This window comes from Vibrio sp. D173a (genome assembly GCF_030248475.1).
In genome coordinates, this window is the sequence record NZ_JAHGAH010000009.1 from 1 (window position 1) to 16,997 (window position 16,997).

Annotated in this window: 18 protein-coding genes; 7 read left to right on the plus strand and 11 right to left on the minus strand. The window is 44.3% G+C overall.

The genetic code is table 11. The features are described 5' to 3' along the window. The first annotated feature begins 192 nt into the window (after positions 1 to 192). Genes KIV40_RS01710 through KIV40_RS01720 form a run of 3 tightly spaced genes read left to right on the plus strand, consistent with a single transcriptional unit; the run spans position 193 to position 2,962 of the window. Positions 193 to 597: a hypothetical protein gene (locus KIV40_RS01710; protein WP_285347801.1), complete on the plus strand. Its 405-nt coding sequence runs from the start codon at positions 193 to 195 to the stop codon at positions 595 to 597. A 14-nt stretch (positions 598 to 611) separates the two neighbouring features. After that, a complete protein-coding gene (locus tag KIV40_RS01715; RefSeq protein WP_285347802.1) occupies positions 612 to 2,174 on the plus strand; it encodes an NAD(P)-binding protein in 1,563 nt (520 codons plus the stop codon). Continuing rightward, positions 2,171 to 2,962: a hypothetical protein gene (locus tag KIV40_RS01720; RefSeq protein ID WP_285347803.1), complete on the plus strand. Its 792-nt coding sequence runs from the start codon at positions 2,171 to 2,173 to the stop codon at positions 2,960 to 2,962. Before KIV40_RS01715 ends, KIV40_RS01720 begins: the two co-directional genes overlap by 4 nt. 338 nt (positions 2,963 to 3,300) lie before the next feature. On the opposite strand, the gene KIV40_RS01725 is transcribed toward KIV40_RS01720, so the two are convergent. After that, on the minus strand, positions 3,301 to 3,792 hold the full coding sequence (locus tag KIV40_RS01725; protein WP_228175020.1) for a VOC family protein: 492 nt from the start codon (positions 3,790 to 3,792) through the stop codon (positions 3,301 to 3,303). A 362-nt stretch (positions 3,793 to 4,154) separates the two neighbouring features. On the opposite strand from KIV40_RS01725, the gene KIV40_RS01730 reads away from it, so the two are divergent. Beyond that, positions 4,155 to 4,601, plus strand: a complete 447-nt coding sequence (locus KIV40_RS01730; protein ID WP_010645458.1) for a hypothetical protein — start codon at positions 4,155 to 4,157, stop codon at positions 4,599 to 4,601. A gap of 35 nt (positions 4,602 to 4,636) precedes the next feature. Here the strand turns inward: KIV40_RS01730 and KIV40_RS01735 are convergent, their stop codons facing one another. From KIV40_RS01735 to KIV40_RS01755, 5 genes are all read right to left on the minus strand, one after another. Next, positions 4,637 to 5,575 (minus strand): LysR family transcriptional regulator, encoded by a 939-nt coding sequence (locus KIV40_RS01735; protein ID WP_005428457.1) that lies wholly within the window; start codon positions 5,573 to 5,575, stop codon positions 4,637 to 4,639. Between the two features lie 99 nt (positions 5,576 to 5,674). Then, complete coding sequence (locus KIV40_RS01740; protein WP_285347804.1) at positions 5,675 to 6,925, minus strand: hypothetical protein; 1,251 nt, start codon at positions 6,923 to 6,925, stop codon at positions 5,675 to 5,677. Positions 6,926 to 7,065: 140 nt separating this feature from the next. Further along, a complete protein-coding gene (locus KIV40_RS01745) occupies positions 7,066 to 7,383 on the minus strand; it encodes a DUF4144 family protein (RefSeq protein ID WP_010645482.1) in 318 nt (105 codons plus the stop codon). 150 nt (positions 7,384 to 7,533) lie between these two features. Continuing rightward, the gene (locus tag KIV40_RS01750; protein WP_285347805.1) at positions 7,534 to 8,070 is read right to left on the minus strand and encodes a DUF924 family protein; all 537 of its coding nucleotides are present in this window, start codon (positions 8,068 to 8,070) and stop codon (positions 7,534 to 7,536) included. Positions 8,071 to 8,391: 321 nt separating this feature from the next. Beyond that, positions 8,392 to 10,239, minus strand: coding sequence for a M3 family metallopeptidase (locus KIV40_RS01755; protein ID WP_285347806.1), 1,848 nt, complete (start codon positions 10,237 to 10,239; stop codon positions 8,392 to 8,394). A 242-nt stretch (positions 10,240 to 10,481) separates the two neighbouring features. Between KIV40_RS01755 and KIV40_RS01760 the strand changes: the two genes are divergently transcribed. Then, positions 10,482 to 10,850, plus strand: coding sequence for a hypothetical protein (locus KIV40_RS01760; RefSeq protein WP_285347807.1), 369 nt, complete (start codon positions 10,482 to 10,484; stop codon positions 10,848 to 10,850). A gap of 65 nt (positions 10,851 to 10,915) precedes the next feature. On the opposite strand, the gene KIV40_RS01765 is transcribed toward KIV40_RS01760, so the two are convergent. Next, complete coding sequence (locus KIV40_RS01765; protein ID WP_005428284.1) at positions 10,916 to 11,089, minus strand: hypothetical protein; 174 nt, start codon at positions 11,087 to 11,089, stop codon at positions 10,916 to 10,918. 236 nt (positions 11,090 to 11,325) lie between these two features. Between KIV40_RS01765 and KIV40_RS01770 the strand changes: the two genes are divergently transcribed. Continuing rightward, the gene (locus KIV40_RS01770; RefSeq protein ID WP_285347808.1) at positions 11,326 to 12,459 is read left to right on the plus strand and encodes a sugar diacid recognition domain-containing protein; all 1,134 of its coding nucleotides are present in this window, start codon (positions 11,326 to 11,328) and stop codon (positions 12,457 to 12,459) included. Between the two features lie 148 nt (positions 12,460 to 12,607). Next, positions 12,608 to 13,741 carry a glycerate kinase gene (locus tag KIV40_RS01775; protein WP_285347809.1) on the plus strand — a complete coding sequence of 378 codons (1,134 nt, stop codon included), beginning with the start codon at positions 12,608 to 12,610 and terminating at the stop codon, positions 13,739 to 13,741. A 99-nt stretch (positions 13,742 to 13,840) separates the two neighbouring features. Here the strand turns inward: KIV40_RS01775 and KIV40_RS01780 are convergent, their stop codons facing one another. The 4 genes from KIV40_RS01780 to KIV40_RS01795 all read right to left on the minus strand — a co-directional run bounded on the left by KIV40_RS01780 (position 13,841) and on the right by KIV40_RS01795 (position 16,925). Further along, a complete protein-coding gene (locus KIV40_RS01780; RefSeq protein WP_285347810.1) occupies positions 13,841 to 15,019 on the minus strand; it encodes an MFS transporter in 1,179 nt (392 codons plus the stop codon). Between the two features lie 23 nt (positions 15,020 to 15,042). Then, entirely contained in the window at positions 15,043 to 15,447 is a 405-nt protein-coding gene (locus tag KIV40_RS01785; protein WP_285347811.1) for a VOC family protein, read from the minus strand. Continuing rightward, on the minus strand, positions 15,417 to 16,166 hold the full coding sequence (locus KIV40_RS01790) for a hypothetical protein (protein ID WP_285347812.1): 750 nt from the start codon (positions 16,164 to 16,166) through the stop codon (positions 15,417 to 15,419). The genes KIV40_RS01785 and KIV40_RS01790 overlap by 31 nt, the downstream gene beginning before the upstream one ends. Before the next feature lie 603 nt (positions 16,167 to 16,769). Next, entirely contained in the window at positions 16,770 to 16,925 is a 156-nt protein-coding gene (locus tag KIV40_RS01795; protein WP_285347813.1) for a transposase DNA-binding-containing protein, read from the minus strand. Positions 16,926 to 16,997: the final 72 nt, after the last annotated feature.

Sequence of the window (16,997 nt, forward strand, 5' to 3'; positions counted from 1 at the left end):
GAAGGCTCATATGTGTTTTGTTTTTTCAAGTTGTTGATATTTATAGTTGTCCTCTTTTTTGGTGAAGATTTGTTCAATGGCATATCTCTTACAGAATTAAACGAGTTAAGCCAATAGTGATAAGTTCGCAATTGATATACATTCTCGTTTGGGAACATTCCCGCAATAAATATAAAAATGGAGAAAACTATAATGAAAAACGTTCTTGGCTTCGTGACCCTTCTTGCTGCTTCTCTGGTTCACGCTGAAGATGCGATTACTTTTCCGACTCAATCCGCTGCAGAGCTAAACGATCCAATCGTCTTTCCTACTGTTCAGCATCCCATTGTGTTGGTTGGTGGTTACGAAGTAGAAAATGGTGTTTTACGCTCTCGCACTTATGACTGTGGCATTAACATCAGTGATTTAAACTTATCAGCACAACTGGTGTGGGAGGGGGCGACACCAAAAGTGATGATTGTAGGTGATGATCTGATTATGTGCCGCTCACTGGCAAATAGCCCGTTTGAACTGGACATCAGTGGCGTGCTTGAGCAACTTCCGAATCACGACCTATATCGTGTAGAAATCGCGAATCATGTGAACTTTCACCGATAGTTCGAGGTGAGAAGATGATTTGCCATTCTATTAGTGAAGGGGAGGTTGAGGCTTGCGCTAGCGCAGGCCGTTCTCGCCCGAAAGTCGCGATTTTTGGCGCGGGAATTTCAGGCTTAGCCGTCGCGCATAATTGTATAAAGCAAGGTTTTGATGTTGCCGTTTACGACAAGGAGCTCTACACCGGAGGCAAGTGCATTGGTACGGTAGATGATGGCGGCGTGGTGCATGAGCTCACACATCGACAGTTCTTCGCTAAAAACTACAACCTGATTAATTTTCTTAAAGAAATCCCCTCAGATTCAGGGAGTTGTTTAGATTCACTCTATCCTCAGAATGTTGTTCAATTCTCTTGGGCTCAAAGTAATAAGACGATACCGTTTCAGCGTAGCTATTTCACTCGCCTAGAAAAGTTGTGGGATGATGCAAAATCAGCTTATTCGATGCTCTATTCTCAAGTGCCCGTGAAGGATACGCTTTGGTTTAAGCAACGGCTACAAGCTCCTTACTCGATAGAAGATTTACTCGGCGTTTCTGTTCGTGATTTCTTCTCCTACGATACCCGTCCCAAGCTTGCTATCTTCTTAAGATCTGTATTGCTCGGATGGATCGGCGCAACTGATGATACGCCCGCACTAGCTATTTTGGATTTACTCAACAATAAAGAAGGAGAGTTGCATCCATTTGCTCCAGACGCCTACAGCTTGGGAATGGACAAACCAATTAGTGATGCGCTGATTAACCCGCTGACTCACCATCTACAAAAACAGGGCGTTCAATTTCATTTAGGCTATAAAGCACAAGCCATATACCCCAATAAGGCCCGAACACGAATTGAAGGCGTTCGACTTCATTCCGATAGTACCGTTTCGGCCGATTATTATGTGTTTGCACTGCCGGCTCACGTGACACAATCTCTACTCGCTGAGACAAGCCCTGCTCTGAGTTATGACTATGTGCTGAGTCACGGATTCCAGTTCTATTTTTCACGGATACCTGAGGTATTGAAGAGTAGGACGGTTGGTTTGGTACTCGATTCTCCTTGGGGGTTGAGTTATCACGTGACCACGCGAAATACGCCCCGAGGCGAAATGACCTGTTTGTCGGTGACGGCAACCGACCTTGATAATGCGCTTGGCCTTCTTTATCAAAAACCGATGCTGTCTTGTACAGAGCAGCAAGTTAAAGATGAGCTATTGTTTCAACTCTTCGGACAACTAGATTTACTGGAACACTCGGCCTACAAAGGTTTCAGAGTGGGGCTAGGGGCTAAAATGGTCACGCCGCAAGAGCTGGATGCTCTGTATGCCGATCACTTTCATGGCGATGTCGTTATCAATGAAAGTGGCCAGCCTCGTTGCTGGGTCTTGCAACATGCATTAACGCAACCAACGGCTCAGAGTACGCTCTCGACTACCGTGAAACACTTCTCTAACGTCTTCTTAAGCGGCGAGTACTTGTCTGATCCAAGGCAAACTTGGCGAGTCCCTGTTACGCTAGAACGCTGCATTGAAACCGCCAATCTATGTGCGATGGATGTGGTTGCGCGAGCCCTCTCTGAGAGTGAGGAGAGTCAATGAAGTCACTGGTCTACTCCCCATTATCATGTGGGCTGTTTCTGATACTTTGCTTAGTTTATGGCAGTGGTTTTTATCTACTTGTGCAAAGCTCTGTGTGGCTGACATTTGTGCTGACACTCATGTTGCCTGTGCTGTTTTGGCCGCTGACGAAGCCAGTAGAAAATGCCAATGAGATAAAGCGTATCCTTTGTCTAGAAACAGGCTTTAATCTGTTATGTTTTCTCGCTGTGAGCCAGTGGGTAAGCGTGGAATACGTCGACAAAGGCTTGATCGTGTTTTTTATCTTGCAGTCCGCTGGGTTTATCATGGTGCAAATCAAAAAGCAGGCTTACTTATCGGCATTGATTTCGATGGTGTTGGCGGCGGCGATTGCTTATTGGATACACATTGGTGCGCAAACTACTCTGCTAAGTGAAGGGAGCATTCTGTTGTTTGGCGAGGCGGTGCCTTGGCAATTAAAACTGATTTATGGCTTTTGGTTAATGCAATTGCTGTTGGTGGAGTATCGTTCTGTTTTACCAAAACTGACGCTTGCGATTTGCCATATTGCATCCTTTGTTATTGCAATTGGCGCGGAGGATTTCTTCCATGCTCGCATCGTGACAGCCAGTCATCTTTTATTCCTCAGCCTGTGTTTTAACCTCAAGAGTTTGGATTGGGGAGGTGGCGATTTTGTCGTATCTACTCGGTTCAGTCGTTTTATTCAATTAAAGATGATCAGAGAGCCTTTGTCTGAGTTCTTGCTCGGTATTGTTGTGATGACGTATCTCGGGATCTTTTTGATATAGCGAGATTAGGGTTGTGTTTCTCACTCGCAACTCCCTCCAACTCCCCCTTGTATTGACATTGTATGCTCAGCATTTGCATTTAGTGTCCAAGGGGGAGAGCTTTTCTTTGGTGCGATGGGGGAATTTATCTCCAACTTTTCGAGTTATTCCGACAGGCCTAGGCGACATCAGGAATCTCTCTTTAACAAGCTTGGACAGTTCCTTCCCTTTGCTCTCGATGTATTTTGATCGCCGAAGCTGAGTCCAAGGGGAGGTTAGGTGGGATTGTTTCATCAAAACTAATCAAAACAAAAAATGGTTGGCACTAGGCCAACCCTTTCTGATTCTTTAGCATTCAATTACTCGTAATCAGACGCGTAAGTTTCTTCGTAAGTGTGTGAGTAAAGCTCGAATAGGTTACCAAACGGGTCTTCCATGTAGATCATTTGAGCTTGTTTGCTGTCGTCTTCTGGGTGGTAGCGCATGATGTCCATGCGAGCTTTACCACCAAACTCTTCAATACGTTTGATAGTTTGTGGGAACTGCTCTTTCGCTATTTGTAGACAGAAGTGGAAGATACCTAGACGAGAGAAGTCGACTTCGTGACGCTCTTGACGCTCTTTCATTTCAAACAGTTCAACACCGATGCCGTCAGACGTCACTAGGTGAGCGATGTTGAAGCCTTTGAAGCCTTCACCGAATACGGCGATACACATACGACCGATTGCTGATTCGCGCTCTTCGATAACTTTTGTGTTGTTCATTACTATGCGAAGACCAAGCGCTTTAGTGTAGAACTCTACTGCTTTGTCCATATCGCCAACCATGATGCCTACGTGATTCATTTTCATCATTCTGCTCCAAAAAACTGTGATGTTTAATTCGTGTTTCGTTTCGATGGAGGTGAGTATATGGAGAAATTTTGATTACATGAAATTATCAATGATTTTTAAGATAATAATTTTTTGTTATCAAACAATGGAGAGAAGGGTAAACAAGCGTATCCTGCATGCTTATCAAATGGTTATCTTATAAATTTCTTTGTGTTTTGGGTTGTTTTATATCTATCGTGAATGGCTTGGTGAGGTAAACTTCTGGCCGAAGTTGCTGCTAGTTATCTGTTTTTATTGATATTAACTAGTTGTGTTTGAACGTTGGTAGTTAGGGTTTTAGGCGAGCCTTCAATCTGAGCTCACATAAAAGGAATAATAATTTGTACATTTGGAAAACATCAAAGCTGTCTGAGGAACTAAAAGACAACAAAGTGCCAGACAGTGATTGGATAAAATACGCTTTAATATTCTTAATCTTTTATACGGTGACACCTTACTTGATGTTCTTGGCGCCGTATGTAAGCAATGAAGTTATGATAACCGAGGCGATTGGTATCTTAGTCGTGTCAATTTTGGGTGTAATAGTCACGTATAGAACGAATAATAGAGATGGTAAAACCTACATTCTTCGCTCTATCGCTTTATCTATCCCTTTGTCGTTTAGATTTGTCGCTTTATCTGTGCTTGTTGGGATGGCTATCGTCTCTTTCGACTTTGGCGCTCAACATTATTTTATCGTTGAATTACTTTCGACATTCTCTGTTATCGCTTTGCAAGCACTCTATTTTTGGCGTTTGAATGTTCATTTAAAGTACATCAACTCTTAGCTTTGTACTTTCTACTTTGGTTACAGGCTTTGTGATTAGGCATAAGACTGACTGACGATGAGCTCTCTTAGCCATTTATGGCTTGGGTCATTGTCGAGTTGTTTGTTCCAAAGTAGAAAGAACCCGCCTGGTTCCATCTCGATTGGGAGCGGCTTAATCACAATATCCGATTTGCCTTCGAACTCGCGGATGCTTTTGTAAGGATAGGTGAGTAATAAGTCGCTCTTCTCACACAGTTTCACTGCGCTGGAAATATCGGACATGTTGACGGCGTTATCAATGCGCAGTCGTTTCGTATCCAAAACTTCATGTAATAGCCAACTAGATACGCCACCAGTGATGACTTGAATGTGGCGGTATTTCAAGAAGGTATTGAGGTTCCACTTTTCCTCTAACGCAGGGTGTCCTTTTCGCATGATACAAGCAGAGGTGTCACGCATCAGCTCGGCATAATTCAGTGTGTCGGGGATGGTATCGACATGGGTTTTAGAACGGGCATCAAACTCAAAGATACCTACTCCAAAATCGATCTCTCTTCTTTGTAGTCGAGTAATGCTGCCGTTACTCCAATCCTCACTTTTTATCGTGATCCTTGGCGCACTGGATAAGGCTTGAGGCAGAAAACGTGGGTAAATCGTGGAGTAGGCGGTTTCAATAAGGTCGATGCTAAAAACACGTGTCGAGCGTTCTGGGTCAAACTCTTCTGGCTCTCTGAGCTGATCAATTTGCATCAGAATTTGCTGCAGCTTGCTCTCTAGTGCTAGCGCTTTTGGTGTTGGTAGTAGACCTTTGGACTCACGTTCGAACAACGGGTCATCAAACTCTTGGCGCAATTTAGTCAGCTGTTTACTGACGGCCGATTGAGATAAGAATAGTTTCTCTGCAGTTCTGCTCACGCTGCGTTCTTGCAGTAAAACGTACAAGCAAATCAGCAGGTTCATATCATTTTTTATTAAGTGGGATAGATTTATCATGATATTCCTATCAGTCAACTTACGAGTTGAAGGTTATGAATAGAAACTATATCACTTAATTGAAATGAGTTAAGTCAGAAATACAGGGAGGGTCTTTAATCAAAGAATCAAAAGGTCGAGGTATTGGCTAAGTTCTTTCCTGATCTCTAACTCTGCTTCTGATAAGTATTTAGGTGTGTGTGCATCCACTACGACAATGTTTTGTTCGCGAGCTTGGTGGGTATCGCCGATGGCGTCAAAGACGCTGCTTAGCAAGTTCATCGATTGTGACATCAAGGCTTCGCTCTCTTGCTGTGAGAGTCGCGGTTTAGCATCAAAACCAAGCGCGCAGAGGATGTCGTTAAAGTGCATTGCATAACCTGAGCCTGAGACATCAAATGTGGTGCTCTTGATTCCATCTGGGCTTTTCTCCCACAGATACGAGGGATGTTTGAGTGTGCCAAAACCAATCGCGATCACGCGCTTCGGATAGTGCAGCTCTAACCTCCTGTCCCAGATATCACCCGCTTTTCCTGCCTCAATCACTACTTCAATGCTGCCCTCCAGTGAAGCAAGTTCGCCTTCGACATAGAGATGAGTTTCAGCGCCTTGTGTGTACTCCAATTTCGATTCGTTGATACGTTCGGCACGGACTTGTTTCAGTTCAATCTGTGAGTCTTCTATGCCGTATTTATGTAGGTAACGAACTAGCCCAGCAATCGCGTGGATGCCCATATCAAAGCCGTAACCTCCCCCGCCGCTGGTGGTTAAGTTAAGTAGTTTTCTCGCGTTGAGTAATTCAATTCGGTTTTCAAAACGGAAACCTTGGATTGCTTCATGACTGTCGATGGGGTTATCGGCAGCAATCGCAATGATCTTATTGGGCACTCCGTCAGGCAGTGTGATAGGTGAATCAGCAAAAAGCGCTTCAAGCGAAGGGGCAACCAAAGCCGTATCTATAAAGTAAAATAGTGCCCCGCGACGTTTAAGCTCAGGGATGACTTGGTTAAAGCCTCTATCTATTTCAGCCAGTGAGAAAGACGGTTTCTCAACCACAAACAGAAGGTCTTGAGTGTCGAGAGCATTACTCACTTGTTCAATGATGGAGAGATGTGTGCCAACTGGCGTGAGAACGAAGGCCGCAGTAACATCAGTATGTGAGTTAGCCTGTAAAAACGCATTAAGATTGGCGTAGCAAGCGGAGTAAGGGAATTGGAACTGAGATACAAAGGACTTGGGATGTTGAACTGCAGGATCGATAGCGACGATATCAAAGCGAGAGCTTAGGGTGTGCAGAAGGCTTTCATACAAACCCACCACAGACGATTTAGTGTTCCCTAGTCCACCAAATACTAATACGACCTTGTTCATAAGCGACTTCACCATCCACACAATTCACCGTGACAGACTAGCAAATTTTATTGGCAGACCAGCTACTTTTTACCAATCAATAGCCCCACATTTTGTTTTCGTAAATGCAACTTCGATGTGCAGAGGAAAGTGCGCAGTTGTTAATCAGCTAAGGCCTCAATCGCTTGTTGGACGGAAGTAAAATGGATTTTGATGATGCAGCGCTGCGCTTGGGCAAACTCGTGTTTTTGAATCAGTTCTGTCACTTGCTGTACGCTCAATGTTTGTGGCAAAAGGTCCAATTCCACCGTGTTATTAGCACCATTTCTCAATGCAAAGCAATGTCCTTGCGTATCAATCACAATGTCATCCTGACCCCAAATCAATGCTTGGCACTCGGCGTTTAACTGCTCTGATGAAGCTAAGTACACCAGTTCGTCGTCGCCATCGAGTTTGAGCAAACAAGGCCATGTGATCATTGCGTTACCTTAATATTTGGATTGAGTCATTTGAAGTGGAGCTCGAGCTATACAAGCTACGTAAGGCAAGTACGATACACAAAGCCTTAAGAGAGCAAAAGGCTTTATGCTTAGTGTAATAGTTCGTTTTCAGTTGGCAGGTGTGCTTGCTTAAAAACTGGACCCCGGCTGTTGTAAGAATTCCACTTCTTCTGCGGTGCTATCTCGGCCTAGAATCGCATTGCGGTGCGGGTAGCGACCAAAGCGATCGATGATCACTTTATGCTTTAGCTCGAACTCGTAATTAGATTCTCGCCCAAGAGCTTTGAACAGCTTCTCTGCCTCTTCATGAATTCGCTTAGATTCACTGTGCATAAATGGCATGTACAAGAAGCTGCGTTCAACGTCCGTCAATTCTTGGTCTAAGCCTAAACGAATTGCCTCTTGTGCCAAGGCAAGCGCGAGGGCATCTTGAGCGAATGCTTTGGGTGTATTGCGGTAAACATTGCGAGAGAATTGGTCGAGCACAATGATCTCTGCGAGTCGACCTTGCGCTGTCTCTCGCCAGTCAAACAATTCAGATTGAGCGGCTTGCTCTAAGGTGGTGAGAAAGCGCGCTTCGATTTGTTTATCGACGTCGGCGTTGCTCACAAACCAGTCTTTTGGTTCCAGTTCTTCAAACCAGAAAGTTAGGATATCTTGGTACATGGTTGCTTCCCTGATAGAAAAAGAGCTAGGAGTATATACCCAAGTGACTTCAAGATGCAGGATTCAGAGCGTTGTCATTGATTCGAGAACAAGGAAAACAACGCAGTGTAATAGCCACCTCTTTCCAAGTTGTTTGACGCAGCAATCGGGTCAATGACACGCTCCCAAAGGGCGAGTTGCCTTGGCTTGTATACTTTGTTGCCGATTCTTGATTTAGGCCCACTAAACCTTTAAATCGCCGCCGCGTCTACAAACCAAGTCATTCTCGCTGAACCTAGCATCTCGAGGTTACTTGGGTATACCCCCAGCCCTTGGTTTGGCTTATCGACCGTAAGTCTCTTGGATGTAGTGCTCAAACTGCTCACACATCTGCTCGTCTGAGACTGAGTTGCTTGCAAGCTCTTTGCTGCCATCCACCACTTTGATGCTGGCATTTAAAGACGCCACTGAGGCACGTTCACGAGTTTGCAGCGAGGCAATTTTTTTCTGCTGCACTTCCCATGCTTGTTCTGGCGATAGGTTACATACGTCCGCCAGATACTTAGCGTTAAAGCCTTCACCCGTTAGGCTAACGATAGTCTCGTTGTGCGATAGGTGATTACCCGCATGCCAGTAATGTTTCGCCAGTAGCGGGCCAATTTCTGGGTTGTCAGTCAGGTAGCCAAACTTGTCGAGGAAGTAAGCGCGAGTCTGGTAAACCGCCATGTGTGCTAGCAAGTAACCGTGGTAGGCACACGCTGCTTCATCAGACAGAAGATGTGGAATCGCCATCAATGGGCGTGGGCTGCATTCCAAACCAAGAATTTGCTTTTCACAATCGCGTGCCAGCTTAGTGATGCGCTCTGGCGTCAGTTCTTCATCGCTTAATTGGTAAAGCGCACGTTCAAAATACGGCACAACCAAAATGCTGCGCTCTTCGTACGCTTTGAATGGCTGACGGCTGTTGATCATCGCTTGGATGATCTCATCCGGTACTGGGTTACCTTCTGCGTCCAACGCGTATTGTTTTAGCCAATCGGCATCGGTCAACAGGCTGTCACAGAACATGGATTGTGTTTCTGCGTATGCCATGGAAGTTGGTGCGAACTCTTGAGAGAAACACGGCGCGTTCATCTTCACGTTGGCGAAGTGTGCAGCGTGACCCCCTTCGTGGAACAGAGTATTGATGCCATCGTAGCCGCTGCCAACTTGGTCTGGCTTCGCGTTACTGGTGAAGTTCACCTGCGCGGCAACCCATTCACCTTGGTTGTAGAACGATGGGATAGGGCCATGGCAGAAACCGTTCGGGTATTTGCCTTTGCGATCAAGCAGGTCTAGTGTCAGTTCTGCGCCTGAGTATTCGATGTTAAGACGGCCGAACGATTCTACCCAGCGACGTAGTGATTTTGAGAACGGTACGTACGGGTCTAGGTCACGCATGACGTCACCCGCGAACGAGTAAATAAAGTTGTAGCCAGTCAGTGCGCTTTGACCTTTTTGCTCAGCAAGGTTTGCCAAGCTGCTTAGGTGAGCATCGCGCGTGCGCTGTTCAAAGTCATCTAAGATGCTGAACAGTTGCTCTGAGCTCATCTTTTCCGTCTTCTTCACTGAGTAGTCAAAGAAGGTCTCGTAGCCCAAAGAGCGTGCGAACTGGTTACGCAGTTTGATCAGCTCAATAAAGCCGTTTTGTAGCAACCATTGCTCAAGGTCGAGCAGCGTTTGGTGCGCAGATTGACGCACTTCTTCGTGATTATTAGCGCGAATGGTCGAAGACAATACTGGCAACGAGCCCTCGGTTTGTTCACCGTTTTCATTGGTAAACGTCAGAACGTGATTTTGCTTTTTCTCGAACAACTCGGCTTCAAATGCAATCAGATCATTCTTTTGCGTTTGAGCTTGTTCGCCTTCAATTGCATGCGATTCAAACGTTGCCAACCAGCCTTGCAGACCAATTTGCGTTTGCTGTTTCTCTTGTGGATCAGCGATTTTTTCAGCCGCTTCAAGTTGTGCTTTGATAGCAGAGATTTGCTCGGCGTTGCTTAAGAAATTGGTCCAAGCGGTTTGTGCTTTGGTCGAACCATCGTGGTCGTCGCTGATGCCCATGTACGTCTCCCAAAAGAAATCTTCTTTGGTGTGATGGATAGCGAGGTAACGTTGGTTGAGGTCGTTTAGGTATTCCGTTGCAGTCATTTTGATCCTTCAAATGTTTGCTTTATTGAGGTTTTTATCGTCGTCGATTATTACACGCCTAAGCAGCAGAAAGGAATGCGAAATCCATTTGTCATGTTTATGGCTTGTAAACAGGAATTTACCGCACTTTTTACATGTGCAGGCGTCAGTCACAAAATCTTTCCGTTTTTGATTAGAAATCGTGGAGTGCAGTTTATAAAATTCGGTCTTTCGCAGTGGTGCTGAAAGTAAGGAAAATAGTAATGAAAACAAGAATAACAGTGGGCTTAATGGGGTTAACATTAGCAGGATGCTCAACGACGCCGCCAACCAATGACCAAGTGCAGATCATAGAAAAAAACTGCGCTGTGATACTGAGTGAATCGGCAAACTCAGAACAGCGTCAGAATACTTACAACCAGCTAATTGAAAGCTATGGCGAGCGTTATTTGGATGCCAACAATCCAAAACAGTCGACAAACTGGGACTTGTTTCGCCAAAACGTCATCCATGATGAGAATGGTCAGTTAACCCGAGAATTTATCGAAGTAAGTGACTGGGGCTGTGCGAATGGCAATTATCTAGAAGAGGTGCATCTGTTTGTAGAGGAAGCGCAAACCTCTGGTCTGTAATGAATAAGCCGAGCGATGGCTCACTCGGCTAAAGGTTGTGGTCTTGTTGACGCGTATCCTAGAGATTATTCCTCAGGGTATTCGCCCATACCTTGCGTTTGCCCTTCTGCTTTCCAATGCTCGCCTGGGTCAAAAGCTTCATCGCATAGATCGACGGTGTAGCCCATCTCGGTAATTTCTTTCAGGGTGAGGTTGTCAGCAATTTTGGCAATGTCGCCCGCCTTGTTCCGCAGTTCCATAGTCTCCCTCCGGTCACTGTTTGGTTGTCGGTTCAAGTCGCGTCAAGTACAAAAACTTGGGTGGCTTGGCTATAAGTATAAGCAGTGATACTCGACTTTACGGGTAGGTAGCCATAAATAATTTAAGGTTAATTGCGTGATGTTTCACTTTGGCGTTGATTTCAGTTCAATATCATGGCGATAGAAGACAAAGTGTGATTTATTGACGCCTCAATCGTGGAATTTTAGGAACGGAAATGGTGATTCTCGACCGCACACTCGCGCAGCAAATTGTCGATCGCACCATGTCGATCATTGGTCATAACATCAATGTGATGAACGCGGCAGGGACCATTATTGGTAGCGGCGATGCTGAGCGCATTGGTCAAAAGCATGATGGTGCAGTGCTGGCGCTGAATCATGGTGACTCGCTAGAGTTGGATGAGCAAAGTTGCCAATCATTGCAAGGCGTGAAACCGGGCATCAATATGCTGCTGCACTTTAAAGGTGAAGTGGTGGGCGTGGTGGGTGTCACTGGCAACCCTGAACACATCCGAGCGTTCGCTCAGTTAGTGAAGATGACAGCAGAACTGACGATTGAACAAGCTTCGCTGGTGGAGCAATTGCAATGGGATCGTCGCCATCAAGAAGAGTTTGTCTCAGCATGGTTGAACCAACAACTTAGTGATTCCGAGTTGCACGATTGGGCGCAGCGTCTTTCCATCGATTTAGCAACACCCCGAGTTGCTGTCGTGATCGAGCTTAAAGCAGAGAATGCTCCTGTTAGTTTGAACAGCATACGCGGCCTCGTTGACGTGCTGTATCGCTCTGAAGATAAGCCGTTGGTGGCGATCATGTCGATGAATGAAATCGTCGTTCTTAAGTCTTTACGTGCCTCTTCTTTGAGTAGTGACCAAAGTGTGCTGGAGAGTATTCAGCGCCGCTTAACGGCCAATCAAATTGATGATGTCCGTCTCGCGATTGGGCAACGTTTTGATGGCGCAGCACTGCTTCCTCTTTCCTATCAAAGTGCCAAGCAGGTGCTTGCTGTCGGTCGTTGCTCTCATCCAGAGCAAACCATGCTGGGCTTTTCTGAATATCGCTTACCTGTGTTACTCGCCCCTTTAGCCGATTCTTGGCAAGGTGAACAACTCGCTCAAGCGATGGCGACTTTGGTTTCGGCAGACAAATCTGGACAGTTAGTAAAAACCTTAGAGGCGTACTTTCAAGCCAATGGTAACGCCAATGACTGCGCTAACGCTTTGTATATTCATATAAATACCTTGAGATATCGTCTGGATAAAATCAGTGAAGTGACGGGCATTTCGACGCAAGATTTTACGGGATTGACCGAGCTGTATATCGCAAGCCAGTTAAGAAAGCTAAATTAGCTAATTATGCAAATGCACAAAATAATTCAAACATAGTCAGCATTGTTTGGATGGTTGACTAAAGAATGTGCCGAAATTTTAAGTGAGAATAGCCACATTGATGACGTGCGACTTGTCGCTCGCGGCGTGCTGTTTTCAGGAGAATGAAATGAAAGTTGTGATTGCCCCAGATTCGTTTAAAGAGAGCTTGACCGCTAAACAAGTGAGTGACGCGATTAAGACGGGTTTGTCTCGTGTTTGGCACGATGCAGAATTCGTCACGGTACCTGTTGCTGATGGCGGTGAAGGGACCGTTCAATCTTTGATTGATGCGACTGAGGGCGAGCAGGTTTTCGTGACCGTAAAAGGCCCACTTGGCAATGATGTCGAGGCGTTTTACGGCATTCTAGGTGACGGTGAAACCGCAGTGATCGAGATGGCAGAGGCAAGTGGTTTGCACCTTGTGCCAAGTGAGCAACGTGACCCGAAAAACACCAGCAGCTTTGGTACTGGCCAGTTAATTCAGAATGCGCTTGATCGCGGTATTCAACGCTTGATCATCGGCTTGGGTGGCAGCGCAACCAATGACGGCGGCACAGGTATGCTAGCGGCGTTGGGTGTTCAGTTTCTTGACAGTGCTGGTCAGCCAATCACTCCTAACGGTGGCGGTTTAGCTGAGTTAGCAAGCATTGATGTGTCTGGGCTTGACGCTCGCTTAGCGGACTGCGAAGTGCTGGTGGCATGCGATGTGGACAACCCATTGTGTGGCGAGAAAGGTGCGTCGGCGATTTTTGGCCCACAGAAGGGGGCGACGTCGGCGGATGTGGAGCTGTTAGATTCTGCTCTAAGCAAATACGGTGAACTGACAGAGCAAGTGACAGGCAAGCATGTGCTGACTCAAAAAGGCGCAGGTGCCGCAGGTGGTATGGGCGCAGCGTTGCTTGGTTACCTACCAGCACGACTGAAGCCGGGTATTGAGATTGTGTTAGACACCGTAAAACTCGCAGAGCATGTAGCAGACGCTGATATTGTCTTTACTGGCGAAGGCCGTATTGATCACCAAACTGTGCATGGCAAGACACCAATGGGTGTGGCGAAAGTGGCGAAAGAATATGGTTTGCCTGTCATTGCCCTAGCAGGTTGCACAGGTGATAACTTCCAAGCAGTCTACGAGTGCGGCATTGACGCGGTATTTGTATGTGTTCCACGCGCAATGAGCTTGCCAGAAGCTTTGGAAGAGGCGCAGATGAATCTTGCGAACTTGGCTGAAAACGTAGCCAGATTGTGGCAATTACCCCGTTAATTCTCTTATTGCTTTTGAGTTTTTTATAGACAATATCGTCTTTCATTTAAAAAAAACGATATTGTCTCTGAAGTTAGCCTTTTAACCCATTAGAATCATTCAGTATTGTTGAAGAGTAGGGGTATGGGGCTGAGCGGGTGGCGTGAGAGAATAATGCACGGACAGAAGGGCTGGTATCACACATAGAGCTGCGTACAATCCGACAAAGCTAGCATCATATTCAGTTGTCATTGCCACAACTAGCGGAGTTAAACCACCAAAAATAGACAATGCGATATTGTAACAAAGTCCAAGAACTACCGTTTGGTTTTTCGCTATTTGCGCGAGGACCACGGCTAAATTGGCGAGTATTATTGCAGAAATTATGCTTATGATGAGCATTCCTACGATGGCTACTTCTGTTATTGCGTGAGTTAATAGCCAGTAAGTGGGAAAATAAAGAAGTGCGCCAGCCAAAGAACTTGTTCTAAAAGCGTGTTTTGGCGTGCTTATCTTATCGGTTAAGTAACCAGATAATAGAATACATGCCAACAATAATGACGAGTTTATCAGCGAGAAGTGGGGAATATCGACTGATTTTTGCAAAATAGTGCTCGATAGATTTTGTATATAAAAGACAACCGCCCCCCCCATCGAAATAAAGAATAATGGTATCCACTGTCTTGGACTCTGCTTTGTTTTTTCTACAACAGTGTTGACTTCTTTAGGTAATTTAGAGCGAAACCAAAAACTGACAGCAATATTAACTCCACCAATGAGAAGTGGGATTCTCCATCCATAACTTTGCATTGCTTCACTTGAAAGCGTGAACTTTAGTGTTTCAACAATAGCGATAGACAATAAAACACCGACAATAGAGCTCGCCACAATGAGGCAGCTTGTTCTTGCTACTTCTTTTTTTGGGGAGTGGTTCGTTAAATAATTTATAACGGTTGGATACTCTCCTCCAAAACTAAATGCTTGGATAATTTGCAGAAAGAGAAAGTAAAAAACAACGTACTCAAGTTCAGTGGGCAGTGCGGCCATAGTGAGCGTTGCGAAACCAGTAAGGCTACTAGTCATTATTAATGCATTTTTTTTGCCGTAGTAGTCTGCGATGTTTCCAACGATATAGCCACCAAGAGGGCGTAGTAAAAAGCGTAAAGCAAACATCCCCCATATTAGAGTCGTAGCATTCTCATATCCATGATTTTCCATAATTTGAGTGAGAAAGGGGGCGATTGCTGCGAATACAGCGATATCATAAAACTCCATTGCATTGCCAGCAACGACAGCCAACCTTTGCTTCCAAGTCAATAGCATTAGATATTATTCCTCTGTATAAATTCTACTTGATTACATTCTGGGTCTAGAGCGAAAAAGTACGAAAAGAGACCTAATCTCGCTTTCTGTATTGCACTACATTGATAGTTTGGACTTAGTTTTTCTCTTGTTTTTTTTAGATCACTTACTTGCAAAGCAAAGTGACTGATACCTGTTTTTTTTAACTCAGGTAAAGTTTGTGAATCATTGATGGTTATGTCTTTTTGGTCCTCCTTTGGAAAGTTAAATAATTCAATATAAGTATGATTGCCACGCATCAATAAGATAGTGACGCCATCATCCTGATAAGAGCGGTATTTATCAAAGCCGATTTTTTCGTAGAAACGGCAACATTGTTCGAGATTTCGACATGTTATTGATACATGGTGTAGTTGGATAGACATGCTTGAGCGATCCCCGATCTCTTGAGCGCATTAAAGAGGTATGAAGATGATTTTCCAGAGCAATTAAGCTTTCTTTTGATAGATTCAATTCTTTTTCTTTCTGCTGTCTCGCTACATCGATGAGTCCAAGCGATTTCTTTTATTGATTTCAGCTGTAAGAGCCATTGAATCGTTTGCATTTCTTTTTCTGAGAAAGTTAGGCCACCAAATGAGTATTGAGAAATATCGATGTTAATTAACGCTTCATCACTGGCCGGAGCGAGTTTAGGTGTGGGTATATTAAGGCAACTTGGTTTTTCCATATGCCATATGTTTTGAGCTAAAAAGCCTATTTTCGGTTTTAGTGAAGAAAGGTTCAAAATAGAACGAGCGCTGAGTGGTTGATTGGAAGCCAATGAAAGTATATCGATATATTCTTCGTTCTTTGTGGTAACATCCACTTTTTGTTCAGCATATATCTTTTTGAGTATTTGCTTATGATCTTCATCTATCTTATCCCAGACATTTACACCCTCTCCACACCGCTGCCCAACGGATTTATACATATCTTCTGACCAATATTCTAAGTGCCAGCTGTAGTCTGTACAGATTGTTAATAGTTTATTTTGAACGGTATCTATTCTTGAAAATGCAACGTGAATCACGTTTCTATTATTGAAGCCAAGGTGGCTTTTAAATTTCTTGCATGCTTCTTCCATGTTTCTTTCTTCAACGTTCATATCTAAACACCTGAAAAAATTGGCAAAATTTACGGATACCATATTTTTATGTATTTGTCAGGTTCTAAAATTAGTAACCTGACAATAAATATGAGATTAATGGATAATGTATACCACTGTTACATCGATTAATAAACTATATTTTATAAAATATAAATATTAACTTAATTGTAGATAATTGATGACAAAATTGTCATAGAATAAACGTGATTTTGATCGTGATAGAATTGTAAATAATTGGCATTTAACTTGGGGATAATAAAACTAGAAATGGTTTATCCGATAAAATAGTTCAGAATTTTGACTCTGATTGATAATTTATTTCCAGCTGCTTCGCGAATGGAATCTGTGACTTGAATAACCGTGAGAGTACTAATCTCTCTTATACCTTGCCCCCCCTTGGTCGATCGGAGCCTTTTTAGCCATTTGTACTAAGGGGCTTTTTATTGAGTGATACAATGTCAACGATATCTATTGGTATCTTTGTATCGACTGTGACTAATTAGTTATTGCCAATATTTAAATCAAAGGTTGCAAGCCAAAACGTAAAATATACTTAAATGCGCTAAGAATATTGGTCTGCTGGAGAGTAAAATCTTACCTTTAATATTGTGTGGTTCGGGCGATCAATGCACCCGAGACTTTTGGTTGATTAGTAATGGAAGTCGCTAAGTTGATGAGGCGTTGTCTTCGAAGGTCTTGAAGTTGAGCTTGTTCACATTGTTCTTGTGCCCAATGCTTAGCATATGAATATGTCATCTTAGTACTTCAGTGAGGAAGATTAAGTGATCAGATCGCATACACGCGAAAGAGTCCTATACACAAATCCCC

Bases quoted from the DNA above. Each gene is read 5' to 3' on its own strand.
- KIV40_RS01740 (WP_285347804.1), bottom strand. From the start codon at position 6,925: ATGAACAAGGTCGTATTAGTATTTGGTGGACTAGGGAACACTAAATCG.
- KIV40_RS01775 (WP_285347809.1), top strand. From the start codon at position 12,608: ATGAAAGTTGTGATTGCCCCAGATTCGTTTAAAGAGAGCTTGACCGCT.
- KIV40_RS01725 (WP_228175020.1), bottom strand. From the start codon at position 3,792: ATGAAAATGAATCACGTAGGCATCATGGTTGGCGATATGGACAAAGCA.
- KIV40_RS01770 (WP_285347808.1), top strand. From the start codon at position 11,326: ATGGTGATTCTCGACCGCACACTCGCGCAGCAAATTGTCGATCGCACC.
- KIV40_RS01715 (WP_285347802.1), top strand. From the start codon at position 612: ATGATTTGCCATTCTATTAGTGAAGGGGAGGTTGAGGCTTGCGCTAGC.
- KIV40_RS01795 (WP_285347813.1), bottom strand. From the start codon at position 16,925: ATGACATATTCATATGCTAAGCATTGGGCACAAGAACAATGTGAACAA.
- KIV40_RS01785 (WP_285347811.1), bottom strand. From the start codon at position 15,447: ATGTCTATCCAACTACACCATGTATCAATAACATGTCGAAATCTCGAA.
- KIV40_RS01750 (WP_285347805.1), bottom strand. From the start codon at position 8,070: ATGTACCAAGATATCCTAACTTTCTGGTTTGAAGAACTGGAACCAAAA.
- KIV40_RS01765 (WP_005428284.1), bottom strand. From the start codon at position 11,089: ATGGAACTGCGGAACAAGGCGGGCGACATTGCCAAAATTGCTGACAAC.
- KIV40_RS01720 (WP_285347803.1), top strand. From the start codon at position 2,171: ATGAAGTCACTGGTCTACTCCCCATTATCATGTGGGCTGTTTCTGATA.
- KIV40_RS01735 (WP_005428457.1), bottom strand. From the start codon at position 5,575: ATGATAAATCTATCCCACTTAATAAAAAATGATATGAACCTGCTGATT.
- KIV40_RS01760 (WP_285347807.1), top strand. From the start codon at position 10,482: ATGAAAACAAGAATAACAGTGGGCTTAATGGGGTTAACATTAGCAGGA.
- KIV40_RS01710 (WP_285347801.1), top strand. From the start codon at position 193: ATGAAAAACGTTCTTGGCTTCGTGACCCTTCTTGCTGCTTCTCTGGTT.
- KIV40_RS01790 (WP_285347812.1), bottom strand. From the start codon at position 16,166: ATGAACGTTGAAGAAAGAAACATGGAAGAAGCATGCAAGAAATTTAAA.
- KIV40_RS01745 (WP_010645482.1), bottom strand. From the start codon at position 7,383: ATGATCACATGGCCTTGTTTGCTCAAACTCGATGGCGACGACGAACTG.
- KIV40_RS01755 (WP_285347806.1), bottom strand. From the start codon at position 10,239: ATGACTGCAACGGAATACCTAAACGACCTCAACCAACGTTACCTCGCT.